The 23589-nt window shown below is 52.7% G+C and carries 25 protein-coding genes; 11 read left to right on the top strand and 14 right to left on the bottom strand.

What is annotated here, in order from left to right:
* Positions 1-5: 5 nt before the first annotated feature.
* The 3 genes from AABB29_RS20055 to AABB29_RS20045 are packed head-to-tail and all read right to left on the bottom strand — an operon-like array spanning position 6 to position 1355.
* Positions 6-296, bottom strand: coding sequence for a TrbC/VirB2 family protein (locus AABB29_RS20055; protein ID WP_341369139.1), 291 nt, complete (start codon positions 294-296; stop codon positions 6-8).
* The gene (locus tag AABB29_RS20050) at positions 293-922 is read right to left on the bottom strand and encodes a lytic transglycosylase domain-containing protein (RefSeq protein ID WP_341369188.1); all 630 of its coding nucleotides are present in this window, start codon (positions 920-922) and stop codon (positions 293-295) included. Before AABB29_RS20050 ends, AABB29_RS20055 begins: the two co-directional genes overlap by 4 nt.
* Positions 923-968: 46 nt before the next feature.
* A complete protein-coding gene (locus AABB29_RS20045; protein WP_341369138.1) occupies positions 969-1355 on the bottom strand; it encodes a hypothetical protein in 387 nt (128 codons plus the stop codon).
* Positions 1356-1512: 157 nt separating this feature from the next.
* On the opposite strand from AABB29_RS20045, the gene AABB29_RS20040 reads away from it, so the two are divergent.
* The gene (locus AABB29_RS20040) at positions 1513-1797 is read left to right on the top strand and encodes a hypothetical protein (RefSeq protein WP_341369137.1); all 285 of its coding nucleotides are present in this window, start codon (positions 1513-1515) and stop codon (positions 1795-1797) included.
* Between the two features lie 134 nt (positions 1798-1931).
* Here AABB29_RS20040 and AABB29_RS20035 read toward each other — a convergent pair whose 3' ends face one another.
* The 3 genes from AABB29_RS20035 to AABB29_RS20025 are packed head-to-tail and all read right to left on the bottom strand — an operon-like array spanning position 1932 to position 9233.
* Positions 1932-4592 (bottom strand): TnsA endonuclease N-terminal domain-containing protein, encoded by a 2661-nt coding sequence (locus tag AABB29_RS20035; protein ID WP_341369136.1) that lies wholly within the window; start codon positions 4590-4592, stop codon positions 1932-1934.
* Positions 4585-6348 carry a site-specific DNA-methyltransferase gene (locus AABB29_RS20030; protein WP_341369187.1) on the bottom strand — a complete coding sequence of 588 codons (1764 nt, stop codon included), beginning with the start codon at positions 6346-6348 and terminating at the stop codon, positions 4585-4587. Before AABB29_RS20030 ends, AABB29_RS20035 begins: the two co-directional genes overlap by 8 nt.
* Entirely contained in the window at positions 6348-9233 is a 2886-nt protein-coding gene (locus tag AABB29_RS20025; RefSeq protein WP_341369135.1) for an ATP-dependent DNA helicase, read from the bottom strand. Before AABB29_RS20025 ends, AABB29_RS20030 begins: the two co-directional genes overlap by 1 nt.
* Positions 9234-9477: 244 nt before the next feature.
* Here AABB29_RS20025 and AABB29_RS20020 point away from each other — a divergent pair, with 244 nt between their 5' ends.
* Genes AABB29_RS20020 through AABB29_RS20005 form a run of 4 tightly spaced genes read left to right on the top strand, consistent with a single transcriptional unit; the run spans position 9478 to position 12963 of the window.
* Positions 9478-10056 carry a recombinase family protein gene (locus AABB29_RS20020; RefSeq protein ID WP_341369134.1) on the top strand — a complete coding sequence of 193 codons (579 nt, stop codon included), beginning with the start codon at positions 9478-9480 and terminating at the stop codon, positions 10054-10056.
* Positions 10056-10967: an ABC-three component system protein gene (locus AABB29_RS20015; RefSeq protein ID WP_341369133.1), complete on the top strand. Its 912-nt coding sequence runs from the start codon at positions 10056-10058 to the stop codon at positions 10965-10967. Before AABB29_RS20020 ends, AABB29_RS20015 begins: the two co-directional genes overlap by 1 nt.
* On the top strand, positions 10964-11209 hold the full coding sequence (locus AABB29_RS20010) for an ABC-three component system middle component 6 (RefSeq protein ID WP_341369132.1): 246 nt from the start codon (positions 10964-10966) through the stop codon (positions 11207-11209). The genes AABB29_RS20015 and AABB29_RS20010 overlap by 4 nt, the downstream gene beginning before the upstream one ends.
* The gene (locus AABB29_RS20005; RefSeq protein WP_341369131.1) at positions 11206-12963 is read left to right on the top strand and encodes an ABC-three component system protein; all 1758 of its coding nucleotides are present in this window, start codon (positions 11206-11208) and stop codon (positions 12961-12963) included. Before AABB29_RS20010 ends, AABB29_RS20005 begins: the two co-directional genes overlap by 4 nt.
* A 385-nt stretch (positions 12964-13348) precedes the next feature.
* Here the strand turns inward: AABB29_RS20005 and AABB29_RS20000 are convergent, their stop codons facing one another.
* On the bottom strand, positions 13349-13615 hold the full coding sequence (locus tag AABB29_RS20000; protein WP_341369130.1) for a hypothetical protein: 267 nt from the start codon (positions 13613-13615) through the stop codon (positions 13349-13351).
* A 45-nt stretch (positions 13616-13660) separates the two neighbouring features.
* Between AABB29_RS20000 and AABB29_RS19995 the strand changes: the two genes are divergently transcribed.
* From AABB29_RS19995 to repC, 4 genes are all read left to right on the top strand, one after another.
* Positions 13661-15370, top strand: a complete 1710-nt coding sequence (locus tag AABB29_RS19995) for an RcgA family putative transporter (RefSeq protein WP_373636930.1) — start codon at positions 13661-13663, stop codon at positions 15368-15370.
* On the top strand, positions 15367-16311 hold the full coding sequence (locus AABB29_RS19990) for an alpha/beta hydrolase (protein WP_341369128.1): 945 nt from the start codon (positions 15367-15369) through the stop codon (positions 16309-16311). The genes AABB29_RS19995 and AABB29_RS19990 overlap by 4 nt, the downstream gene beginning before the upstream one ends.
* A gap of 144 nt (positions 16312-16455) precedes the next feature.
* Positions 16456-17220 (top strand): hypothetical protein, encoded by a 765-nt coding sequence (locus tag AABB29_RS19985; RefSeq protein ID WP_341369127.1) that lies wholly within the window; start codon positions 16456-16458, stop codon positions 17218-17220.
* Positions 17221-17825: 605 nt separating this feature from the next.
* Positions 17826-19061 carry a replication initiation protein RepC gene (gene repC, locus AABB29_RS19980; RefSeq protein WP_373636929.1) on the top strand — a complete coding sequence of 412 codons (1236 nt, stop codon included), beginning with the start codon at positions 17826-17828 and terminating at the stop codon, positions 19059-19061.
* Between the two features lie 8 nt (positions 19062-19069).
* Here the strand turns inward: repC and AABB29_RS19975 are convergent, their stop codons facing one another.
* The 7 genes from AABB29_RS19975 to AABB29_RS19945 form a co-directional block, all read right to left on the bottom strand.
* On the bottom strand, positions 19070-19741 hold the full coding sequence (locus tag AABB29_RS19975) for an SOS response-associated peptidase (protein ID WP_341369125.1): 672 nt from the start codon (positions 19739-19741) through the stop codon (positions 19070-19072).
* Between the two features lie 485 nt (positions 19742-20226).
* On the bottom strand, positions 20227-20574 hold the full coding sequence (locus AABB29_RS19970) for an H-NS histone family protein (protein WP_341369124.1): 348 nt from the start codon (positions 20572-20574) through the stop codon (positions 20227-20229).
* Positions 20510-20986, bottom strand: a complete 477-nt coding sequence (locus AABB29_RS19965; protein WP_373636928.1) for a GIY-YIG nuclease family protein — start codon at positions 20984-20986, stop codon at positions 20510-20512. Before AABB29_RS19965 ends, AABB29_RS19970 begins: the two co-directional genes overlap by 65 nt.
* Before the next feature lie 228 nt (positions 20987-21214).
* A complete protein-coding gene (locus AABB29_RS19960; protein WP_341369122.1) occupies positions 21215-21520 on the bottom strand; it encodes a hypothetical protein in 306 nt (101 codons plus the stop codon).
* Positions 21521-21793, bottom strand: coding sequence for a hypothetical protein (locus AABB29_RS19955; RefSeq protein WP_373636927.1), 273 nt, complete (start codon positions 21791-21793; stop codon positions 21521-21523).
* A 4-nt stretch (positions 21794-21797) separates the two neighbouring features.
* On the bottom strand, positions 21798-22061 hold the full coding sequence (locus AABB29_RS19950) for a hypothetical protein (protein WP_341369120.1): 264 nt from the start codon (positions 22059-22061) through the stop codon (positions 21798-21800).
* A gap of 284 nt (positions 22062-22345) precedes the next feature.
* Positions 22346-22708 carry a hypothetical protein gene (locus AABB29_RS19945; protein ID WP_341369119.1) on the bottom strand — a complete coding sequence of 121 codons (363 nt, stop codon included), beginning with the start codon at positions 22706-22708 and terminating at the stop codon, positions 22346-22348.
* A gap of 450 nt (positions 22709-23158) precedes the next feature.
* Between AABB29_RS19945 and AABB29_RS19940 the strand changes: the two genes are divergently transcribed.
* Positions 23159-23479 carry a DUF3768 domain-containing protein gene (locus tag AABB29_RS19940; RefSeq protein ID WP_341369118.1) on the top strand — a complete coding sequence of 107 codons (321 nt, stop codon included), beginning with the start codon at positions 23159-23161 and terminating at the stop codon, positions 23477-23479.
* Positions 23415-23555: a DUF3768 domain-containing protein gene (locus AABB29_RS19935; protein ID WP_341369186.1), complete on the top strand. Its 141-nt coding sequence runs from the start codon at positions 23415-23417 to the stop codon at positions 23553-23555. The genes AABB29_RS19940 and AABB29_RS19935 overlap by 65 nt, the downstream gene beginning before the upstream one ends.
* Positions 23556-23589: the final 34 nt, after the last annotated feature.

Raw genomic sequence — 23589 nt, 5'->3', positions numbered from 1 at the left:
GTTCCTTATGTGGTCCAGATTGCAGCGACGATTGTTGGTGCGGCTGCGATGCCTGCGATCCCGATGATCACCCAGAGGGCTTGACGGAAATCGAGGATGCCAAAGAGCCACGACAAGAACACACCAATCAGAGCCAATGTGCCGATCACGATACCGAGCGGGCCGGTAATCGCATCGACGATGCCTTGAAGAACGCTTTGGACAGGTGACAAGTCGATGGATTGCGCTAATGCCGGTTGTGCCAGCATCAGGAATACACCGAGCAGTGTCACCACGTTGGTCGTATTTGGCTTCATGAGTTTTCTCCTTCTAGCCGGTTGAACACGGCCAGCACTCTGCTGACGTGATTTTGGGTTTCCCGATAAGGCGGGATACCGTTGTTGCGCGTCACAGCATCGGGGCCAGCGTTGTATGCAGCCAATGCCAATCGCGCATCCCCGAATTGGACCAGCATCATGAGTAGATACCGGGCCGACCCGTCGAGATTTTGTTGCCAATTGTGGGGATCGACGTTCAGATCACGCGCGGTTTCGGGCATGAGCTGGCCGAGACCGATTGCCCCAACCTCACTTCGAGCGCCCACGTTGTAGGCGCTTTCAATTTCGATGTTCGCGCGGAACAACAGACGCCATTCCGTGACCGAAAGTCCCGCCCGACGAAGGGCAGGGTGGCTTGCGTAGCGCATAGCTGTTGCGTCGATTGCTTGAAGAATTTCAGGGCGCGGCACAGCGGCCCTTGGTGCAACAGAAGCAACGCGGAAGTCGCCATCTGTTGTCTGGCTTTCAACGGCAGCGCCTTGACCAAAAAGTTGCAGTCCTTCGGACGCTGAACCTTGGCCCACACCATCATTGTAATTTCGTGTAAAGTTGTCTTGCGCAGTAGACTCGCTCAGCGAGCCGTCGCCGTTCATTACAAGCACCATGCTCTGCGCAAGAGCAGGGGTGCTGGCGAGTATTAGAGCAGCTAGACTAGCCGTCGCTACTTTCGATAGGCGTGTCTGGCAGGGCGTGCAACGTGCGACCGCCTTCAAGCATCGGAATGTTGACTTGTGTGAAGCCCATGCTTTCGAGGAAGGAGATAAGGCCGTTTGCTGTCTTAAAGGTTCGGACTGCAATTTCGTCGTCGTCACCGAGCTTTTTGCGGGCTGGGACGAGCAGTTTTTCGTAAGTGCGTTCCTTGTTGACGACGCGGATAATCCAGATGCCGTACCAAACCGCAGCTTTCTTTGTAGCTTTGGTTCTGCACACAACCTCTGCTTGATAACCGCTGTCAACAAGGGTCTTGAAATGCGTTTCTGTGACCACATTAGGCGCTTCTTTGTTTATGTCTGTCGCCACGATCTGCGTCACCTCCATGGTTAGCAGCAGTGGCACCCTTCTTAGGCACCACCACATTACAATGTTATAAAACCATCATCAAGTTATAATATTGTCACTCGGTGAAAGTCTTTCTATATACCACCCTTAAGCAGCAAGATTACTTTTATTCAAGTATCATAAGGAAACAACCATCATGTCTAAGTCATGGAAGACGACTTACACTCTTATAATCTGGTTTGTTTTTATGGCTCATTCGGTGCAAGCCGAAACTTGTTTGGCACCAACCAGACCATTTGTACCGAGCGACCCCGCATCCGCACTGGAATACGAGGACCTTATCCGACAGGATTTCGAGGACTACATCACCAATGTTCAAGATTACTTCCGCTGCATGGAAGGTGAACGCGCAAGGGCGTTCACCGAGGCAAAAGAAGTCAGCCAGGAGTACGGTCGCTTCGTGCAGCAAATGGTGAATTGAGCCGACAACTATCAGTTGATTTGATTAGCATCCGCATTGTGATGCCTTGTGAGTAAGCTGGGACATACTGTAACAGTCATATGCCCATAATATCTATTTGGCTTCTAGTTTTGGGACTGTAGCAAGTTCCTCGACTACAATGCTGATAGTAGAAAGCTGAAATTATGAGCCTCAGCGTCGGTTCCCTTTATAATCGCATATTTCATACCGGATGCCTCGGCCATCTGCTCAGCATACTCACGTTTAGCCTGCACAATCGGGTCGTCGATCATGTTGTCGCCTTTCACCTCGACGATCACATAAGTCCCATCGTCTTTTTCGAACAAAAAATCTGGATAGTAGCTTCGGACCATTCTTGACTCTGGATCCACGTATTGGATGAAGAACTCAGACTGGCCATGGGTCAGCATTCCGGTGAAGTACAGTTTTTTGACGGCTCCTTCTCGGATCAAATCCCAAAAAAGCGTCTGCTCAGGCCGCGAGTCAAACGCATATGTATCCAGGTGGAACGATTTCGAAGAAACAAGCGCATCTTCAACGTCTTGATCTGTCACCACCAGATTTGGATCGGCCATTACAGAGTATGAGCCATTTTCGGGCAATCTCACGAGTTCGACTTCATGCTCTTCGGTGATTTCGTGTTGCTCCAAATCGTACAAAAGACCAAAGAGGCGCGGGATCACCACGTCGTAGAGCAATTCGTTGTAATCGTTGATCGCGTCGAGGATGTTTTGAATGCCTTCACCGGTGGATTTAAGGATCGCTTCGATTTCCAACGGGCTGCGCCCCAAATACCTCGCGACTTCGGAAACAAGCATAATCTCCGAGAACACGACTTTCTGTCGTAGTTCCGTCCGGTCGATGGTTTTGGAGGAAGCCGTTTTGCCTATTTGAGATGGCTCGATGCCGCTTTGTACGGTCTCGAGGAGGTTGTACTTCCCGGTCAGCATTTGCCAAGCGCTCTTATCAGCGCGATTAATGCCAAGCTCCTGGTTTGGAAGCAGTTCCTTTTCGATCAGCTCAAAGGAACGGCGAACACGTTGCAACTTGATCCTCTCAACGGGTTCTTTGACCAGAATCTCGTATCTTTGCTTATGGCTGTTTGCATTGTTCAGGTCGTCCGCAGACAGCCTGAAGTTTTGGCTAAGTTCGTCATTCAAAATCTGAAGGTTGTCCGCTGAAAGGTAGACGTGCGCTGTGTGCTGGGTTTCGCCGATTGACCGGAAACAACGCATAGTAGCCTGAAGAACAAATACCTTCGACTTTGGCGTTCGGAACATCGCCACGCTGAACAGCGAGCGACAGTTCCATCCCTCGCGTCCCTTGTTCACTAGCAGGATGAACTGCTTCTTGGAGCCTGGCGTATCAAGGCGGATGAACTCGCGAATGTCGTCGTTAGTTGTCTTATCATCTCCGAGGTTTACAAGGATGCTGTCTGCGGGAAGCCCTTTCTCTTCAAGAATTTTTGCGACAAGCGGCTGGAGCTCGTTGCGCACCTCATCAATCGTGGTCGCGAAAATCGCCATCTTCGGCAGCAGACCTTCTGGTCGCAATCCGTCAGTCTTCGTGAGGAAGTCATCGATAGCGATGCGCAGGAACTCTTCCGACTTGGTGTTCGAATATCCGTGCAGGTCGGCCTTCTTCAGGTACTCGTTGGCGATCGCGTCGCTCAAACCATAGGCATAGACGACCTCGGGCAGCACGGTCTGGCCGATATATGGCGTACCAGTGTAGTTGAAACAGGCGACAACGCGCGTTCCTGCCCGCTCGAGGCGAGAAGCCAGCTTGTCGATGGTCGTGCGCAGGCTATTGTCCGTTTCTTTCGCCCCGATCCCCATATCTTTGGCAAGTTTTTTGCCAAAGGCGTGGTGCGCCTCGTCCACGTAGATGCCCAGCTGTCCAAGACGGGTGAGCTTCTCAAACCGTTGATTGGTGGTCAGCTCGCCTTCTTCTTCCGGCGTGTCGAAATCGTATAAGTCAGCGGCATCGGCATAGACGCTCCCGCTCTCTTTGAACGTATCCGGCGTTGCGCCGAACAGATCATCTATGGCGGTCTTTTCCTTGTTCTTTCGCTTCAGAATGATCTTCTGCGTGTTGGACACAATGACGTTGAACATGGACTGGTCGAGTGTGTCGAGGGACGTTCCCGCCTCTTCCAGAAAGTGGAACCGGATGTGGGACGTCAGAAAGTTCACGTACTCAGGCGGCACCACCTTGGACAATTCAAAGGTTTCAAGCTCGCGCAGCGACAAAAGCACCGTTTTGTCAGGCGAGAATACCAGCGCGTTGTGGCAGTATTTGGGGTCCTTCTTCCATTTGTTGGCCAAGATAAACTCGTAGAAGATGCACGTGGCCATCAGAATGGTTTTGCCGGTGCCCATGGTCAGCGCGAAGATGTAGTTCGGATAGGCCCGCGCGTTTTTACGCATGGCTTTGAACACGTCCTCGTATTGCTTCTGGGATACGTCCTCGAACAGGCTGATTTGCCCGGTGTCGGCTGCGACGCCGCCCTCGGCGCGGTCGGCGAACACGCCCTCTTTTTCGTACCATTCCTTGAAGATCTGTTCGATGCGCTTGTTGTCCAAGAACTCCTTCAAGAACACATAGATTTCCAGCGCCTCGAACTGCGGCGTGCGCAAGTAGGCGTGGGCGTTTTCGGGATCGTTGAAGTCGAGGAACTTCTTCGACAGATCGCGATAGCTGACTCTGATCCGCTTCTTATTCTGCTGGTAGAACGTCAGGAGGAACTTGAAGAAGGCGAATTCGCCAAGGGCGGCGTCGGTCTTTTTAGGCATCGATGCTGCCTTCCCAAGATTCCGACAACAGATCGGTGATCTTCACCCGCACCGTGCCTGCGTCCTCGGGCACCTTGTAGCGGCCGCTGACCAGCTCATTCTTTTCAGGCACGTCCAATTCGACCGGCTGCAAGATCGCGCCGTCGTAGTTCCAGTCCACCATGATGCTTTCGACCATCTCGCGCCAATCTGTGACTTGCTCTTTTTGGAGCGAGAGCTTTTGCAGCAGGTTCATCGGGTAGAAGCGTTCGATTTCCAGATGGCCGTCCTTGATGGCCAGTCGCGCCTCAGAGTCGCGTTTGAATTCGAGCTGGGACTTGTCGCGCAATATGTCCACGACCTCCACATCGATTTTGTGGGGTTTCACTTCGAGCTCGAGCTGCGCTTTCAGGTCGGGTTCGTGACCCATGCAGACAAGCAAGATTTTTTCGACCGGCTGGTTCGGGTTGGTGTTTTGGCGGCGTTGAAATGCTTTGTAATCAAAACCTGCGATCAGCTCGGACAGATCGGCCTTAGTCGCGATGCGGTTCACAGGCATAATCTTGACCATGCGTCCGTCTTTTTCGCCGTCGTAGATAGAGCTTGTTTCGATAGGTTGGATTTCTAAAGCCTCAGCAAGCAGTGCTTTAGCTTCAATCTCGTTGCGGAAAACGTCGTAGTTATTGACATTGTACACATCAAATCCGGGCATCTGTTTGCCGCCGAGTTCTCGTGGCTGCTCAATTAACATTATGAGGCGCTTTGTCGTCGTTTGAACAGATCCAAGATTGATATCTGCCCCGATGAAACGACGACCCAACTTGGCCGCAACGGACTGAGTAGTACCCGACCCCATGAAACAATCAAAAACCAAACCGTTTTCAGGGCTGTTATTTGCAATGATCCGTTCCAGCAATTCTTCGGGTTTTTGAGTTGGATACCCAACTCTTTCTGGCTTATTCCCTGCCAGAACCGAAATGTCCCAGACATCTCGCATAGGCATGCCTTTGGTTTCTTCTTCCGACGTAATTTTCCGTGTGCCGCTGTCAGGGTCTAATATCTGTGTTTTGCCGCCAAAGCGCTTCATGTAGCTCTCAGATGCGCCCTCATACTCGGTATGAAACACACGGTCTTCTGAGGATGTTTTCCTGTAAAAGAAAATGACATCGTGCATGCTCTGATATTTCTTGGAGGTCGAGGGCCAGCGGCGGTAACTCCAGATGATTTCGTTAAGAAAATTTGTGTGCCCAAATATTTCATCGAGCATCAGCTTTATTGAATGCGAGACGCCAGGATCAACGTGAACAAACAGTACACCTCGTTCAGACAGAAGCTCCCGGATAACCGCGAGGCGCTCATACATGAACTGAAGATATCCGTCATTGGTCCAGATGTCTGAATACTGCTTTTCTTCAAAGCTTCCGGAATCGTTAAGCACCTTTTCGCCGCGAAGTTTGATCTTCTTCTTATAGTCGGCCTTAGAATCGAAAGGTGGATCGATGTAGACTAAATCGACCTTGCCCCTGAATTCTTTCAGAAGGTGGCTCATCACCTGAAGGTTATCGCCCCAGAAGATCTTGTTGCGCCAACCGTCCACCTCTTCACCATAGGTTTCCTTCAGCTGCGCCGGGTAGAACTGGGTGGAGGTAAAGGGCCGCTTGCCGCGCCAATTGAGCATCGGGTAGCCCTTGATCGGCTGAAACTTGTAACCCTCTACCGAAGAGACCTCTCCCGCCGCGACCGGTCCCAAATCCATATTTTCTTGATCGTCCGCCATCACGCACCGCCCGCCTTAAAATTCCAGTTCTTCATATCGCAATAGGCCCGCATATCGCAGTTCTCACACAGCTTTGCGGGACGTTCCCTGATCGCATAGTCGCGTCCCTCAATCCGGTCCACGACGGCATCAAATGATGCGATAGTTTTGCCAATAGCCTTACCGTCCTTTTCGAATGAGATAAACGGGTTACTGTCCTGCTCGCCGGTATAGTAGAGATGCGTCTTGCTGACCTTCTCGCCTGTCCGTTCCTCAACCAAATGGGCGTAAACCTCAAGCTGACGCTGATATTGGTGCAGGCGGCTGCGGTCCTTCTCCATGTCCGGCTTACGTTCCGACTTGAAGTCTATCAGCTCGACCGTGCCGTTTTCGCCCCTGATCAGGTCTACACTGCCCTTGAGGATATAGCTGTCCTTGACCAACGAGATATCGACCTCCGCCTCCTTCAGCCGGTCGAAATTCTTACGCTCGCGGTCCACATATCGCACAACATGGCCATGCGCTGCCCTAAGCGACGGCGGAGCCAGATATTGGCGCTCGCGCTTGGACAGGTAGTGGTAGTTCGTGTCGAACCACCCTTTGATCTGATCCTCGGTGACCAGATGCGGCTCACCCCGCAGGACGGCCTTGTGCACGTCCTCAATCGTCTGGTGCACCAACGTACCAAAGAGCTGCGCCCCGGCCCGGATCGGCTGGAATTCGAGCTCTTTGAAGAAGCGGTACTGTTCGGCGCAGTTCTCGAACAGGGTGATGTGCGAGGTGAAGGAGTATTCCCGCTTGAGGTTCACGTCCTTAACCTGTTCGAAGTCGAAATTCTCGACCACAAATTTTGGATCGCGCCAATGGGGCAGATCGTGGAAGCAGTCATCGAAGTACCGCGACGGTGACCGCCCACGCCCCTCCTTGACTTCCGTGGCCAGCACCAAAAGGTTCTGTGCCCGCGAGAAGGCGGTGTAGTAGAGCCGCCGGAAATCGAAAAACTTGGTTCGCTCCATCGGTTCGAACGGTGGCTTGTTCAGGAAGGGCTCGAGCAGTTCATCGATGTCCGTCCACTGCTTGCGCGGCGTCGCCTCGAGCGATCCGCAAATCACAATCGGGAACTCGAGTCCCTTGGACTGGTGGATTGTCAGGAAGGAGACGCACCCACTGGGCGCGTATTCGCTGTCATCCTCGTATTCGTTGATCCCGCCCTCGTGCAAAAATTTGAGGTAGCGATTGAACAGATCCCGGATGTTCTGATCCAAGAAACGCGGATTCAGAACCGTGATGTAGTGAAGATACTCGAACTTCACTAAGAGCTGGGAAAACGTCGCAAGGTTGCGCGCCGCGCGTCCTTTATCAACGCCGGTCAGTTGGTCTTCTTCCAGAAACCTGCTGAAGAGAGGGAACTGGAGGAGCTGGTAGAACAGCCCGGAAAACGCGTAGTCAGCATCTGCGGTCAGGTTGAGATGCCGTTTGGCCAACGGCCGCGCCCATTCCAGCAACCGCTTATTCTCTGGTTTGCGCAGTTCCTGAACGAAAAACTTGAAACACTGCTCGTCATAGTACTCCCAAACGCGCATCTCGAGGTCTGCGCGCTCCTGTCGAACATCTGCAAACTGCGGGAACAGGAAGATCAGCGCACCGATCATCAACCTAATCTCTTCGCGCTCAAAATAGAGGTTGGAGCGCGGCGAATAGACCAGGATGCCATTGGACTCGAGGTGCCGGGCAAGCGCAAGCACTTTGTCGTTTTTCACAGACCGGAACAGAAATGCGACCTGGTTCCAGTCTGTCAGTTCGCCAGACGCCTCGAGATGGCGCAGGAACTCGTAGACTTCATCCTGAAAGCTGTTGTTGTCAGTTTGGGTGATTTTCAGAACCGAGCTGACGTCCGCAAAATCATCGGGGCGCGGTTCGATAACCTTGTCATACCGGTATTGCGCGTCCTTATCGCTCCATTCTTCATCAGCGATCCATGAATTGTAGAAGTCGATAATTTTCGGGTCAGAGCGATAGTTTACCGTAAGGGATACTTGTTCACATTCGCCCTTCGCAAAATTGCTGGGGTACTCAAGAATATTCCGAATAGTCGCGCCGCGAAATCGGTACAAACCCTGATCATCGTCGCCCACGACGCACAGGTTTTTTGTGTCACCGGCCAAGTGGAAAAGTATCTGCTCCTGGATCGTGTTCGTGTCCTGGTACTCATCGACCATAAGGTGGGAGAACTTGGATTTCAGGCTCTCTAAGACACCGGGGTGATCCTTCAACAACCGCAAAGCCTCGAACTGAATGCCCGAAAAATCGAGCGCATTCGCCTCTTCCAATAGGTGCTGATAGGTCGCGAAACACTCGGCAAGCGCCTGAAGTGACGCTTGCCCTGAGTCTTCGAGCGCCTTGATGTCCAGGGTCTCTTCTGTGACTTTGTTCAACCACTTTAAGAGCTGCGTCGATTGATACCAACGCCCAGACCGGTCTTCGCCGATTAATTCGGTTATCCCATCGATGGCTTTGAACTCTTTTAGGCGTTGGTAGAGGAAATATTGCTGATCAAATTGGTCGAGAAGATTGAAGCTGCGCTTTAACCTCGTGAACTCGCTATGATCCTTTAAGATGCGAAGGCATATAGAATGAAAAGTACCAATGTACATCTCATTGACGTTGAAACTAAGCCCAGCGGACAGTAATCGGTTTGAAATTCGGGTTGTTAGCTCTTGTGCCGCTTTTTCTGTGAAAGTTACCACTAGAAGGGTTTCGGCTGTAGCCTTCCCGGCCTCTATCAACGCCACGACGCGCTCAACAAGTGTATAGGTTTTACCTGAGCCAGGACCTGCGATAATCAACACTGGACCATCAAAGTGCGCGATAGCCTTTTTCTGGCTAAGATTGGCAGATGAGTGCAAAATACTTTTCTCTCAATGACTATATTTTCTGTGCCATTGTGGACCTGTCTTGATCGTTTAACAACGTAGCACTGCGACACTATGTTGAAGCCCGTCAAATAGAATGATCAGAAGAAGCAATTCTTTCTGTGCCGAGCAAACGAGCCATCATGTCCTGTGTTGCAAAAACGACCCTTTTTGCGGCACTTTTTTGCCTTCCGCCAAGTCATTGATTTCTTTTGAGGTGGACTGCCGCAAAAACCTGATGCACAAAGCTGTCATGAAAATCGGCTATGCACGCGTGTCTACAGACGAACAGAACCTTGATCTACAGATCGAGGCGCTGACTGAAGCCGGGTGCGGTCGCATCGTCACTGACAAGGCGCAGAGCGGAGCGACGGTGGCAGAGACCCGGACAGGTTTTTCCGAGGCGATGGATCTGTTGGGCGAAGGCGATACTTTGGTTGTCTGGAAGCTGGACAGGGTAGGGCGGTCTATTGCGGACCTGATTCATCTTCTGAAGCTTTTTGGAGACCGTGGCATCGAGTTCCGCAGTTTGACGGACGGGATCGACACGACAACCGCAGGTGGAAGGTTAGTGTTTCACATCATGGGCGCGCTTGCCGAATTCGAGCGTGACCTCATCAGAGAGCGGACCACAGCGGGGCTAAAAGCCGCAAAGAAGCGCGGCAAGCGTCTGGGTCGGCCGCCGGCCCTTACGCCAACACAAATCGCACACGCCAAACGGGCCATCCAGACGAAACGTGAAACTGTCTCAGGCATGGCGGAAATACTGGGGGTCAACAGAAGCACGATCCAGCGCGCCTTGGCGGCGACTACGTGATGGATGAGCTTCAGCGCTTCATTTTCCAGATCAAATTTGAGAATGCCTTCCTGAAGAACGAAGGGCAGGCATTCGAAGACATGTTCGCCGCGATCATGGGACATACCTTTCCCGGCGATTTCCAGCCTGTACGTGCATACGGAAACAAGGGCGACCGGAAGAGCGATGGCTACCGGGCAAGCGACAAAACCATCTTTCAGTGCTACGGACCCCGCAGCACTAAGCTCGATGCCATGCAGGCAAAGGTCGATACTGATTTCAACGGCGCACTCGGCCATTGGGGTGCGCGGATGGAGAGATGGATCTTTGTCCATAATGATATGGACGGCCTTCCGGCCGATGTCGTGCAGCAACTTGTCGATTTGGAAGCTGCAAACCCCACCGTGAAACTTGGGTCGATGGGCTATGCCGAGTTGTTCGATGTCGTGATGTCGCTAACGCCAACGCAGCTTACGGACCTTTTCGGTGCGGCTCCGACGCAGACGACGCTTTCGCAGTTGGAGTTCATGGAGCTTCAACCCGTGATCCTCGCGATCCCGCGCATGGAGCCTGACGATAATCCTCCGCTCACGGCGCCCTCAGCCACGAAATTGCAAGCAAACGACCTCTCTGACGCCGCCGCCGGCCTGCTTCGTGTAGGGCGTCGCCAAGAGCGTCTGGTCGAACGCTTCTTCGAGCAGTATCCAGTTCCAAACTTTGGCGAGGAGATCGCGCAAGGTTTCAGAGACCGTTATCAAGCTCTCCGGGACGAAGGCGCGAGTCCCGATGCCGTTTTCGCAGAGCTCCAACAGTTTGCGGGGGGCATGTCGGGTAGCCCCGAACATCAGGCCGCTGTTCTCGCTGTTATGTCGTATTTCTTCGAGCGCTGCGACATTTTCGAGGATCATATTGAGGAGGGTGCAGCAACATGATTCTTCCGACCAAACATATCCGGCCTGAACGCGCTCTGCTTACGGTTGGAGCAGAAGTCCTCGCCTGCCTCAATCGTCCGATGACGGTTTCGAAGGTATGGGACGAAGTGCGCGAGCAACGCGGTAAATCTGTCGGCACTGCGCCCATAAACTATGATTGGTTCGTTTTGGCACTCAATCTGCTTTTCATGTTGAATGCCGTCACGTTCGAGAACGGCCTTCTACGGAAAGCGGTGACATGATCCATTCCATCACCAGCGACTTAAATAGCTTCAAGTCCCTTACGTTCGGGCAGGGTCTCAATATCGTCCTTGCCGAAAAGGGGGCCGAAGCAACCGATCGTCAGACCCGCAACGGTGCTGGCAAGTCGAGCTTTGTCGAGCTGGTTCACTTCATATTTGGCAGCAACGCGGACAAGAAAAGCATTTTCCGATCTGACACCCTGATCCCCCATACGTTCGAGATCCAAGCGGGCATCGGCGGCCATGTGATGACCGCAGCTCGCTCAGGCTCGAAACCCTCAAGGATACGGATACAGGGCGAGACCGCGCATTGGCCGATCAAGCCCGATCTTGAAACAAAGACCGGTGACTTGGTTTTATCGCAAGCAAATTGGAAGTTAGTTCTCGGAGCCCTTTTTTTCGATCTTCCGACTAACGAAGATGCCCGTGGCCGATTTGGCCCGACATTTCGATCAATGTTTCCTTATTTCGCCCGCCGCCAGAACAGTGGAGCGTTTTCGCATCCGACGAAAAACTCAGAAGATCAGTCCAGCTGGAACCAGCAAGTTGGCTTATCTTACCTTCTTGGTCTGGACGCGAGTATTTCGCAACAATTTCAGGAAACCCGCGATCAAGAGAAGGCTATGAAAGAACTGCGCAAGGCGGCGAAACAAGGCAGCCTTGGGGACTTTTATGGAAGCTCCGCACAGTTTCGAACTCGTCTGACGGTTGCTCAGGGGAAGGCTGACCGGCTACGCCAGCAGATCGCAACCTTTAACGTGGTCCCGGAGTATACCGCCCTCGAAAAAGAGGCGTCGGAAATCACCCGAGCGATCTCCACGATGAACAATGATAATCTCATCGACCGGGACCTGATACTGCAACTGACCAAAGCGCTTGAGAGTGAAGAACCACCGGCAATCTCCAATGTCGAAAAGGTTTATAACGAAGCCGGGGTTGTCTTGCCTGGGACTGTAGGCAAGCGTTTCGAAGAGGTGTCTGCGTTTCACGAAGCTATCGTCAGAAACCGGAAGGCGCACCTGACAGGCGAAATATCATCTGCGGAGAAGCGGATTGAAGAGCGAAATGAAGAACGGGCAGAGTTGGATCGCCGCCGACAGGAGATTATGGGCATCCTCAAGTCAGGCGGTGCGCTGGATCACTACACCAAATTGCAGGAAGAACTTGGCCGGTCTGAGGCTGATGTAGAGGCTTTGCGCCAGCAGCTGGAAATCGCTGAGCGGATCGAAAGCACGCAGGTTCAACTCGACATCGAGCGCGCCCGCCTACAGCAAGCGCTGCAATCCGACCTGCACGAGAGAAGCGGGATCGTTGAGGAAGCGATCCTTGTGTTCGAAAACCTCTCAAACGCTCTTTATGAGCAGGCGGGTAACCTCGAAATCGGTGCCACCGACAACGGACCCACGTTCGACGTGACGATTGATGCACAGCGCAGCAAAGGCATCAACAACATGCAGATTTTCTGCTTCGATCTGATGCTGTCAGAACTGGCGACGAAACGAGGGCTGGGTCCGGGTTTTCTGATCCATGATAGCCACCTTTTTGACGGTGTTGATGAGAGACAGGTCGCGAAGGCACTTCAGCTCGGAGCCGAACATGCCGAGCGTGTCGGGTTCCAATACATCGTCACGATGAACTCTGATGCTTTGCCGCAAGACGGCTTTCATGATGACTTCGACGTATGGAAGCATGTGAATCCCACGCGACTATACGACGAGGAAGAGACGGGCGGCCTCTTCGGTGTTCGGTTTTGATGAGGTGGTTTAGTGCATAGCGGTCGAGAAGATGCGCCTGGATACTTCTACATTGTCCGCAAACCGGGCGATGACTGGGAAGTTTGGATGTGGACCGGACACACGTGGTATGAGCCAGGTGAAGCCGAAGAGCGCGAGCCGCCTTGTTGGTGCGCACGAGTGCCGCAGGCTCCGCAGCCGTCTTAGTTGACTACCGTCCCGCTTCATTGCGCAACCGAAGCGGGGAACCGTATCGAAATGCTGCGTTGAAGAGTCCCATTAATCCAGTCCTATCATTGACGAAAGCTGACACCAACGCACCTGCAAAAGGCTCATAAGAACTGTTATGTTAATTAGGTCAGCATTATTGACCTACATTGCAGCCAAACCATAGGCTACGATATCATCATTCATAGATGACATTCTGACGTTTGCCATCTTTCCACATGGGAACGAGTGCTCCCGTGTTCCATTTGTAGAGCCAACCGACAACCGCCCGTGTCTCGCGATCTAGGATGAATTTGATGGGTTCAGCGGTTTGGCGCTGTTTGGCTTCCCGAACCGTAGTCTTTGTTGTTGTTGGCATCGTTTCTTGATCTGAGTTGTTGAATGATAAGGCAGCAGTCACGATGATATTCCCCCTGAAATTGGCGCTCAAAAAATGCGTAAACACTCGTGCTGTTCCTGCGCAACGTGCGGTTGGAACTACCCTTAGGAGTTGTGCTTAAAATCTCTGCAATTGCACGATAGAATACGCAAAGAAGCGCAAAGGAACGAAAAAATTTCTAGTAGTTCACTGATTAAAAACGGTAAATATTTTGTTGCACCGCAGAAAACCGAAGACAACTTCAAGGTGCTTTTTGCGCGCCTCGCCGCTGCCGGTGCTGGCCGACCTGTAAATGCGAGCGGCTTTCCAGATGGACCGTGGACACCGGATGCGCTTATGGAAGCCATCTGTTTGCTTGAAGAGAACGAAAAGGGAATCAATCTGCGGATTGTGCAGCTATGGTTCCAGGATAACGATCACGGAATTGGTCCCGAAAACATCAAGTGGCTTGCTCGGATTTTCGGTTGTGACGATCCAGAAGCAACGAGCCTATGGCAAGCCGAAATTGCGGCATCCAAGGAACGCCTTACCAAAGAGCGCAAAGCCAAACAACTTTCCAAGAAGCACACAACATCGGACGAAGCCAAAGAGACAGATCAACCAGTCACTACTGGTGAAGCGGAAACACAGCATCAAAGTCCATCGATCCAACCGGAAAAACCGGCGAGCCGAACGTTGGCAGAGAAGACAGAGTGGATTTTAAGCGGTTCAGGGTCGATGAACCTTCTCGTTGTGTATTGGCTCGTGTTCTGTGGTCTTGGCTTTTTGAACTACGCACTTGGAACGTTGAGTGTGACATATGAACCGGTCGAAGGGCTGTCCAAACAAGTCGGTTTCATCTGGGCACCAACGCTCAACGCCCTACCCCTAATAGCTCTACCGCTCTACATATACTTTGTTGGAGACCTCAACACATACTGGAAGCGAGTAGGCCGAGGTAACTGCATATCAGTGGATTCCAAATCCGTCACGGCGCATCGAAACGTGGCTTGGTACGCGAAGGTCAATGACTTCTCGTTCTCGTTCTGGGCCATCGCGTTGTTCTGCTTTCTGTTCGTTTGCTGCTTCCAGTGGTTCGGTATTTACCTGCCTGCGTATCTGTCCGGTGACGCTAATGGCGTTCAAATAGACCGATACCTTGTGACACTTGTGCGGCCAGAGGTGATTTCCATTCCAGAAGCTATGATCTTGTCTGCGATCGGATACCTTTACACCGCGTCATATATCGCGGTCTTCATGTTCGGATTGTTGTTTCTGGTGATCGTCGTTTTCGATTTTCATGATATTTGCACCACCTTGGTTCTCGAAGGGAGAACCATCAATCGACGGCAAATCTTGAAGGAAGGTCAAAAAATTGTATGGGGCAGCTTCCGTGTTGCCGTCCTCGGCCTTTGGCTCGCGACCCTTATTAAGCTGCAAGTAACCTATCTGTCGTCAGACAGCCCAAATTTCGTGCAGTGGATCAAGACGGACGCTCTATCATTCTTCAGAGTGGGTTCGACAAGGAACGGGTGGTTGGACAACACTTCCATTACCCACTTTACCACATTTCTAATGGTCGTGGTCACAGCGACCATCTTTGTATTCTCAGTCATGAAGGTTCAGAATATTTTCCAGCGACTTTCAATCTATGGCGAAGATCTTTCTTTCGCTCGCGATGGGCGGGAGGTTGTAAGAATGTTGTTTGTGATCGGGTTACTTTCTGTAAACTTAGTCTTGGTCGGTCGGTTTGATGGATTCTCACTACTCTTGGCGTTGAGCATCATCGCCTCGACGCGCGTCTTGTCTGGGCCAAAACTGCAAACTTTCTTAGGTGGATGATGGAACAGGCGAAATACTACAGCGACATTGCTGATGGACCCGAAACGGCCAACGCGTACTGGATGACCACAGATGACAACGTGCGCGTTCGCGTGGGCATCTACGCAACCAATACTGAGGCCAAAGGGACAATCCTGCTCATGCTAGGCAGGTTCGGATACATGGAGCGATACGGGCGTGTCGCAAAGACCTTTGCCGACAACGGCTATTCAACAGCAGTGATTGACTGGCGTAGCCAGGGATTGTCAGATCGGATGGCTGATGATCCACAAGCGGGTCATATTCACCGTTTTTCTGATTATCAAAAGGATGTTGCCGCCCTACTGGCAGCGGTCGAGGAACTTGAGCTTCCAAAACCATACTATCTTGTTGGGGTATCTATGGGGGCTTGCATCGGTCTTCGTGCGATGCTCGATGATCTTCCTGTAGACGCCGCCGCTTTTATTTCCCCCATGTGGGGAATCAAAATGTCCACCCTTCAACGAGTGGCAGCTTGGCCCATATCATGGGCCTCTCAAAAGGTCGGCTTGAGCCACAAATACGTTCCCGGCGAGAGTGGCGATATCTACGTTCTGAACACACCGTTTGAAGACAACAATTTAACCCATAACGCTGATATGTATGATTATTGGGTTGATCAGGCAAAGAAAGCCCCAGAGCTTCAAATCGGCGGGCCAACACTGTCCTGGCTGTACGAAGCCCTCTCCGAATGTCGTAGCCTATCAAGTGTTCCGTCACCTGATATCCCATGCATTACATTTTGCGGCGAATTGGATCAGCTGGTGGACAACTCGTCTATCAAGCGTCGGATGGAGCAGTGGCCGGACGGCCAATTCGCTATGATCAGAAACGCGAAGCATGACGTTCTTACCGAAACTGAGGAAGTTGGCGGCGACGTCATGGGCCAAATTTTCCAGTTCTTTGCTGAGAACACCAAATAAATTAAAGCGAGATTCGGTCCCGAACATCCGTTTCGGGCCGACGCTTCCAAACGTGAGACCTCTTGATTCAACCCCTAAAATCCGGTTAAACAATATTATAACGCCGTGAGGTCGTTATAATAACCTATTTTAGAGGGGAACATCATGAAGAACATTCTCCGCACAAGCGCACTGGCACTGGCAACCGCCGTAGCTGGCATCGCAGCGGCACCAGAACGCGCACAGGCCCAGACCTATCAGATTGATTGCGCAATTTTGTTATGCTTATCGGGAGGCTGGCCCGCATCTGTACCTTGCGCCCGCGCCCGCGCCGAGTTCATCCGTAGGATCACACCTTGGCCTGTTGAACCCCCGTTGCAAATCTGGCGCTGTCCGATGGGCGCAGCTTACACCGTCGATCCTGAAACCCTGACTGCCGACCGCATCTACGACATTCTCCTAGAGTTGGATGATGTGGCACCACAGCAGTCGTACCCAAGCGCACCACTCACGGATTTCGCGCTTGAGCCACAGCCCGCCGTTGTTCGACGCAGCGGCGGGACTGCGGCCCCTCTCCCAGAAGGCTACGCATTGCAACTTGTTCAAGATGGGGGTGGCGCAGACATCGACATCAGCGGGCAAGAGTTCAATTTTGTGAGGTCCATCCGGGTCTACAACGTCACTTATGCAAGACAGCGCGAAAGCGGTCGCGACAATGATTGCAACAGATCATTCTCAATGCGCGTCGGCACATATGGAACGCAGGGCGATTTCCGCTGGACCGGATCAAGCGATTATCGCTCACTTCCCGCAGCGCACACGGGTTTGGAAAACTACCCAAGCAACTGCCCGTCAATTTTCCATCGCTCGGTCTTCGTGGAATGGCGGGATTATGAAGGCAACTACGGCTTCGAGCAGGTCAACTACTAGGCGTGGTATGACGCCGAACGAACAATACTATAATTGCGACAGGCATCCAGACGTTGTATGCCTGTCGTCACAAATAATAAGAATCAACAGGCAGAGGAGCAGTTCCCGCCGTACAACGAGAAACCCCCGCAGAGGGGTTAACCTGTACGGGGGGTTTAGAACCAAGGGATTGGCGTCCCAAGTGGCTACCATATTTTTCAAGTCCGGTTCTAACACCCCACCAACATGGCAAGCAAGAAAAAAACGCATTTGTGCGCTCGCTACATCTGCATCTTGGTCTGACCCTTCCAAACGCCACAAGAGTTAGACCAAGGCGCAGCATACAGTAGGTACTATAGCCGAACGGCCAATACCCTGTATTCTAAGAGCGTCGGAAAACAGAGAATCGAAAGGAGAAAACAGCCCTAAAAAGTAGAAACCCCCGCAAGGCGGAAACCTAACGGGGGGGTTCTGAAACCAAAGAACGCCAATTCTTTAGCAGATCAAAAAAGCTGTTGATCTCGGTTTTATCACCCCCTTCCAAAGCTGGCAACAAAAAACGCATTTGTGCGAACCATAAAGACTTGCCTGCTTCCGCCCTGCTTAAACCGAGCAAGGACAGAGACATGCACAGCATTGCAGCTCGTATTGAGAGATACGATCACCACACCGAAGGGTTTCCCACCCTGCCAGACGGCATGGAGCGTGACGGCTTCATCCGCTTGTTTGAGAACGTCGCACCGACGATGTTCAATCTAACTGACGCGGAAGTTTCCACTTTCGTCCGCATGGCAGAAGATCCCCGGCCAAGCGACTGGAAGTCGCCCGACCGCGAACCCTGTTGCTACCGTAGGCAGGGCGAGATTGCCGCGAGACGCAGCAAATCCCGTTACAGCATCGCCCGACACGAAAAGCGGCTTGCTGCCGTGGGCCTGATCGACAAACGCACAATGGCGCATGGCGGCAGGTCAGGGTTTGATGGGTGCGGCGTGTTCTTCTCGTGCGCAATCGCACTGGTCCCCGCCATGCTCGCTCACCAGCACCAACAGGACGCGCTAAACAAAGAGCGCAACCTCCTGTGCAACACACGCAGCATCCACAAGGGCCATCTAAAGGCCGCCATCAATGACCTGGCCGACCTTGGGGCCGACACGTCGCAGATCGAAGCGGAATACGAAGCGTGGCCGGATGCACGGCAACTGAGGCGGATCGACATGGACGATCTTCGTCAACACGTCGCAGAGGCCGACTTACTCACACAGCAGACCATCAATTTATTGAATGAAACACAAGATATGCAACACGGGTGCAGCACAAGTGCTACCCCCTATATACAAGATACAACCCAAGACTTTAAACCTGTCTGTAACGCAAGCGTGAATAAAAGGAGCGCGGGCAAGCCCGCGCACTCTGGATATGATGGTTCAGAGCCTAACGGCCCTGAACATTGCAGAGAAAAAGATGATGAAAGGTCGCGCGAAACAAGCAAGGGCGAAATTCGATTAAAGCTGTCAGGACCGATCCTTTATGGTCTCGCATCGCCGGACATGCAGCTTTACATCGACGCAAGGACCAGTGGACGACCCCCCACCGAGCATGACGTTTCTGCCGCAGCCGTGCAGATGCTTCCCGAATTGGGGATCAATCAAACGGCATGGCGTGACGCTTGCGAAGTGATGGGCCACAATGACGCCCTTCTCGCCTTGATCATCACAGATGCAAACAGGTTTACACCGGAAATCCGTGTTCAAAACCCCGGCGGATACCTTCGTGGCATGACAAGTGCAGCCCGCAACGGCACCCTGAATCTCGTCGGTAGCTTGAAAGCACTGGCCGAGCGGAAAGATCAGCAAAGCAGATGATTGTTTTGCTATCCAGCGTCAGATTTGAGCCCTTCCCCGTGCTTGTGGATCGTCATTTGTTCGGTTGGAAACGGTGCAATCAACGAAAAGGCATCCTCGGGCGAGCCGTGGAGCCAAACATCGTGATTTTCGGGCGACAGGATCACAGGCATCCGGTCTGGATGAACCTCGCGCACCAGTTCATTGGGTTTTGTCGTAATGATCGAGGACGTCACCAGCGACCGTTCTTCTTGTTCGTATTGGCCTTTGAAAAACCGCCAAATACCCGCAAACACAAACGGCGGTCGCGCTTCGTCGCCTTTCAGCCCAAACCAAAAATACGTCGCCGGTTTTTTCCCTTTGGCCTCGCAAAAACTGGTTGCTGGGACGAGACAACGCCGCGTTTCAAAGCTGGTTTTCCAAAATCTCGAAGTCAGCAGCTTATCGTCACGCGCATTGTTCACGGCCTTGGGCTGAATCGGATTTCCCGTCACCTTGGATTTTTGCGGCAGAACGAAACCCCAATGAGAATTTTCCAGCCGACGCGAACCCTCGCCATCGAGCGTGATGATCGGGGCGTTACCCTTTGGGAAAATCGCAGGCAGTGGTTGCGCATTTCCAAGCTGATCATTCGCAGGCTTAACGTTGAACAGACGCCGCATCGTCTCTTGAGGCAGGTTGTTGGAGTAAAGATTGCACATTTTTCAGGCCCCGGTTTTGACCTTCATAATGAAATTTTTGGGGCGTCGAACGCAAGCGTCCGACCAGCTCTAGGTTTCAGCCGGCACATGACGGCTTACACTCAGAACAGCCCTACCCTGCGCACGGTGCCGCGATAGTCATTCCGCGTCTCTTACAGAGCCGCGTCATTTTCTTCGCTTCATCCCCGCCCAGGGAAGGTCCGATCTGCCCAAAGGGTGACGATCTTCGCCCACGCGACCTGACGGCCGCTAGTGGGTGCTTTGCGATGCTGGCAGTAGATCAAGACAACGGGTGTGTAAGGAGGGAAACCGAGCCAACAATGCCCGCTCGGTCGGGGCATGTGCCAAACCAATGCAAGCCTCACTAGATTCAAGTTGCGACAGTGCATCGTCATCACGAATTATCACCGCAGCTGGCATCGAACGCCGCCAGTTTTCAAGGTCGGCAATTACGCCCCATACAAGCGTAGAACGCATAGACCGTTTCATGTGATCAATAGGTCTTCGGGCGTTTTTCCATTCGCAAGATGTTCCTTAAACCACGCTGGCGGACGGCCAAAGCCGGACCATGCTTTCTCTGGCGACCGAGGATCTTGATACTTCGGCGGTTTGGGCGGTCGAGGTGCCGATTGCCGCTTTTTCCTTTTCACTGGCGCCGGTGCGTCAGCCAAAAGCTGTTGCAGCGTGAAGCCATGCTTTTTTGCAATGTCGCCCACCACGCGCTTTGCCTCGCGAAATTCCTGCTTCCTGCGGTGCACAATTTCACTCTCAATGTTCTTCAGGAGCGCCTTCAGCTCGCGCTTTGACTTTCCTTTCAAATCCACCAGTGCCATTTTCCCTGCCTTCCTTGCTAATTCCCAGCCGATCTTTGCCCTTATCGTCCAAAAGGGCCAGTTCATTGCAACTATAGATCACAAATTCTTGGTCCTTCGGCCAAGATAGTTTCAGCTTCGATACCCGGCGCACCACGCCAGCAGCTTTGAAAATTCGGGCAGCTACGTCAGGCAGTGTTTCGTTGCGCCGCAACCGAAACCACTCCGTTCCGCGACGATCACCGCGGCCAAACCATCGCGCCCGCAAATCGCGCAAAACCCGTTGTTCCGTGAAATATGCGTTGGGCATCGACAAAGTGTAATAGACCTTTAATCGACCCCCCACTTTGCCTTTCAATGCGTTTCTGCGGCTTTTCGTCAGCCGTTTGGTAAACCCGACTTTGAACAAGTCCGGTTCATCCAAAGACTGCATAAGATATACAGTCCCCCATGCCGGTCGCCGCCGAAACCAAGCAATTCCCTTGCGCCGCCTGCGGCGTCTCATGCGAACCGCCGAGTATCGGTCGTGAGGGCTCTTTTTTCCGAAATCTCGACGTTGTTCATAAAGCTATCGAAGGTCACATCGACCCCGCCGCCCCAGAACCAAGTTCTCGATGATAATTGCAGAACATCGGTCGTGTTCTTGATTATCTTCAAAGCATTATCCTCGGATCAATGACCACTCACCAATGCCAGCCCAAACAACGCCTAAAAGCACCCCGAGGCCGTAGAACCGGCGCGGATCGGTTTCAGCAAGGGCGTGAGCAGCAGCAAACATCGCGTCCCTGCCCCCCAAACGATCCAACCGTTCGCCAACTTGTCTGAACATCGCAAGTCCAGGCGAAGACAAGTCAGCCTTGCGGGGGTCAAAGGCAGTAGGTCCATGCAGTTTTTCCGCATGATCGAAGGCAGCTTCAAACGCCAATATGGCGCTAAAGCCTTCACGGTATGTCTCTGTGTTTTTCATCTACTGCGTCTTCGTCCGCCAACCAAAGGCATAAAAGAGATACGCAAAATACAATGCTGCACCGACCATGAGCAGCCCAATGAAAATTGCGCCGCCGCCAACTGGATCGTAAGACGACATGAAGAACGAGCCAACGAACACGCTCCACAAAAACATGAAGAACGTCCCGCCGAGCATCATGCACCACTGGCGAAACGATAAAACCATCCCACGCGCTTTTTTCGTTGCGGGGGGCCAAAGCACAGCCATCCCAGCCCACTTAATGTCTTCCAACACCCTATTCTCCCAAATTTGTGGAGCGCGACGGACTGCAACTATACATTCCCGTTTCCGCACCATCAGCATTATACGCGATCATCGTGCCATCCAGCACGGTCGCGCCCTCAACAGGCACCAGCGCCCGCAATTCAACGGCAGCAGCTACGCCCTGAAACGTGCGCAAAGCCGCATCCGCGCAGGCTTGCATGTCGTCAAATTCCGCCCTGATCACCTCTGATCCCGACTGAAAATTGAACAGCACCAATATCAATACAAATTTCATTTGCGTCCTCTCAAAGAAAAAGGACCGAAACCTTGCGGTCCCGGCCCTTTCGGTAAATCCAACCGGAGTTTTTTTCACCTTCCACGCACCGTCGCATCCCTGCTAGGTCCGCAGTTTCGACAATATTACAAGATCGTGTCTTATACAATAATATTATGTGCCTGACCCGTACACCGGCAGCGTGTTGTCCGCCGGTCTACGCTTAAAATCGTTTCATTCATCTTCCCCTAAAAATCCTCGGGGGAGCGCCCTGCAGGGCGCGGGGGCAGACAGCCCCCATTCTATCAGTTTTGAGGGAATGCGTCAGGACACATACGGCGCATTGCCGCGATCCCGCCCGCAACCACGGGGCCATCAATTTGCTCAACACCGTCGAGTGTTGCATCCATTGCTGACATGGCCTCCACCATATCAGCGTTTGCCTGTCCTCCGATAGACGTCAGAAGACCTAACTTATCAATGGATAACTGCACCATCGCTTCACTGTTGGCTAAATTCGTCTGCGCCAAATTGATCATGGCAGCGACGGCCAGCTCGCAATCGTCGGATGCTGCGTCTTGCGCTAAAGCACCAGTAGACGAGGATCCGATGAGTGCCGCAAAAAGTAAAATGTGCAGGCGCATGTGCCTGCGTAAATTTTCCGACATGAATATACCTCCAAAGTTGTGTGCAGCATATTCATATCTCGCTCTACTTCCAGCGAGATAGAGCGGCATTCAGGTCCGGTGTGATCCGCCCAGGGCGGATCGAAACATCATCGCTATGCTTCTGCGACGGGCCGATGGCCCTGAGTCTTTGTTGGTCGTTTGGGGTTCGGGCAAGCCGAACGCCGCTGCACGACGATCAGGGGACCGCCGGTCCCCCAATGCAACCCCGAAATACTGCGCCCAAAAGGGTGTCCCCACCAACGGTCCCTGCGGGCTGCGTTGCCGGGTGATCCCCCTCCCCTTTGGGCTGGATTTCAGCATTGCATCGGTTCCCCCCCTGCTCTCGGCGAGGGCCAAGGTTTCAGGAGAGGCACCGCTACGCGGACCTTCCAGAACCCTTGTCCGATTTTGGGAAACACCAGAACGGACCACACCACAAAGGAACACGATATGAGCAACGCGCTTTCAATTCCCGAAGAAGATTTTGAGGCTGCGGAACGGGCCAAGGTGATCGCAGATCACAATGACCGTTTTCGCAATACTTGGGGGGCGGATTTTACCATCCCCGGTCAGATCGTCATGACGCGAGCAGTGGCAGCATTAAGCCCCGCTTGGATGGCGCGACTGATGCAGGCAATTCAGCAGTTTTCCGACTTTACCGAAGATAACGACCCTTATGGGGATCACAGCTTTGGTGCGGTGGGAAATCACTGTAGGCGACGAGACAAAGACCATTTGGTTCAAGATCGACCTCTACGATTGGGACCTTGAATACGGAGCCGAAGACCCAACCGACTTGGAGCAAACCAAGCGGGTCATGACGGTCCTTTTCCCCTCTGATTACTGAAAATCGAGAGCGCCCGACGAAGGGCGTTCCACCC

The sequence above is a fragment of the Yoonia sp. BS5-3 genome (assembly GCF_038069655.2).
Classification (GTDB): domain Bacteria; phylum Pseudomonadota; class Alphaproteobacteria; order Rhodobacterales; family Rhodobacteraceae; genus Yoonia; species Yoonia phaeophyticola.
This window is presented reverse-complemented; position numbering and strand designations above follow the sequence as displayed.

Excerpts from the sequence above, each read along its gene's own strand:
- AABB29_RS20055 (WP_341369139.1), bottom strand. The coding sequence starts at position 296 with ATGAAGCCAAATACGACCAACGTGGTGACACTGCTCGGTGTATTCCTG.
- AABB29_RS20050 (WP_341369188.1), bottom strand. The coding sequence starts at position 922 with ATGGTGCTTGTAATGAACGGCGACGGCTCGCTGAGCGAGTCTACTGCG.
- AABB29_RS20045 (WP_341369138.1), bottom strand. The coding sequence starts at position 1,355 with ATGGAGGTGACGCAGATCGTGGCGACAGACATAAACAAAGAAGCGCCT.
- AABB29_RS20040 (WP_341369137.1), top strand. The coding sequence starts at position 1,513 with ATGTCTAAGTCATGGAAGACGACTTACACTCTTATAATCTGGTTTGTT.
- AABB29_RS20035 (WP_341369136.1), bottom strand. The coding sequence starts at position 4,592 with ATGCCTAAAAAGACCGACGCCGCCCTTGGCGAATTCGCCTTCTTCAAG.
- AABB29_RS20030 (WP_341369187.1), bottom strand. The coding sequence starts at position 6,348 with ATGGCGGACGATCAAGAAAATATGGATTTGGGACCGGTCGCGGCGGGA.
- AABB29_RS20020 (WP_341369134.1), top strand. The coding sequence starts at position 9,478 with ATGCACAAAGCTGTCATGAAAATCGGCTATGCACGCGTGTCTACAGAC.
- AABB29_RS20015 (WP_341369133.1), top strand. The coding sequence starts at position 10,056 with ATGGATGAGCTTCAGCGCTTCATTTTCCAGATCAAATTTGAGAATGCC.
- AABB29_RS20010 (WP_341369132.1), top strand. The coding sequence starts at position 10,964 with ATGATTCTTCCGACCAAACATATCCGGCCTGAACGCGCTCTGCTTACG.
- AABB29_RS20005 (WP_341369131.1), top strand. The coding sequence starts at position 11,206 with ATGATCCATTCCATCACCAGCGACTTAAATAGCTTCAAGTCCCTTACG.
- AABB29_RS19990 (WP_341369128.1), top strand. The coding sequence starts at position 15,367 with ATGATGGAACAGGCGAAATACTACAGCGACATTGCTGATGGACCCGAA.
- AABB29_RS19985 (WP_341369127.1), top strand. The coding sequence starts at position 16,456 with ATGAAGAACATTCTCCGCACAAGCGCACTGGCACTGGCAACCGCCGTA.
- repC (WP_373636929.1), top strand. The coding sequence starts at position 17,826 with ATGCACAGCATTGCAGCTCGTATTGAGAGATACGATCACCACACCGAA.
- AABB29_RS19975 (WP_341369125.1), bottom strand. The coding sequence starts at position 19,741 with ATGTGCAATCTTTACTCCAACAACCTGCCTCAAGAGACGATGCGGCGT.
- AABB29_RS19970 (WP_341369124.1), bottom strand. The coding sequence starts at position 20,574 with ATGGCACTGGTGGATTTGAAAGGAAAGTCAAAGCGCGAGCTGAAGGCG.
- AABB29_RS19965 (WP_373636928.1), bottom strand. The coding sequence starts at position 20,986 with ATGCAGTCTTTGGATGAACCGGACTTGTTCAAAGTCGGGTTTACCAAA.
- AABB29_RS19960 (WP_341369122.1), bottom strand. The coding sequence starts at position 21,520 with ATGAAAAACACAGAGACATACCGTGAAGGCTTTAGCGCCATATTGGCG.
- AABB29_RS19950 (WP_341369120.1), bottom strand. The coding sequence starts at position 22,061 with ATGAAATTTGTATTGATATTGGTGCTGTTCAATTTTCAGTCGGGATCA.
- AABB29_RS19945 (WP_341369119.1), bottom strand. The coding sequence starts at position 22,708 with ATGTCGGAAAATTTACGCAGGCACATGCGCCTGCACATTTTACTTTTT.
- AABB29_RS19940 (WP_341369118.1), top strand. The coding sequence starts at position 23,159 with ATGAGCAACGCGCTTTCAATTCCCGAAGAAGATTTTGAGGCTGCGGAA.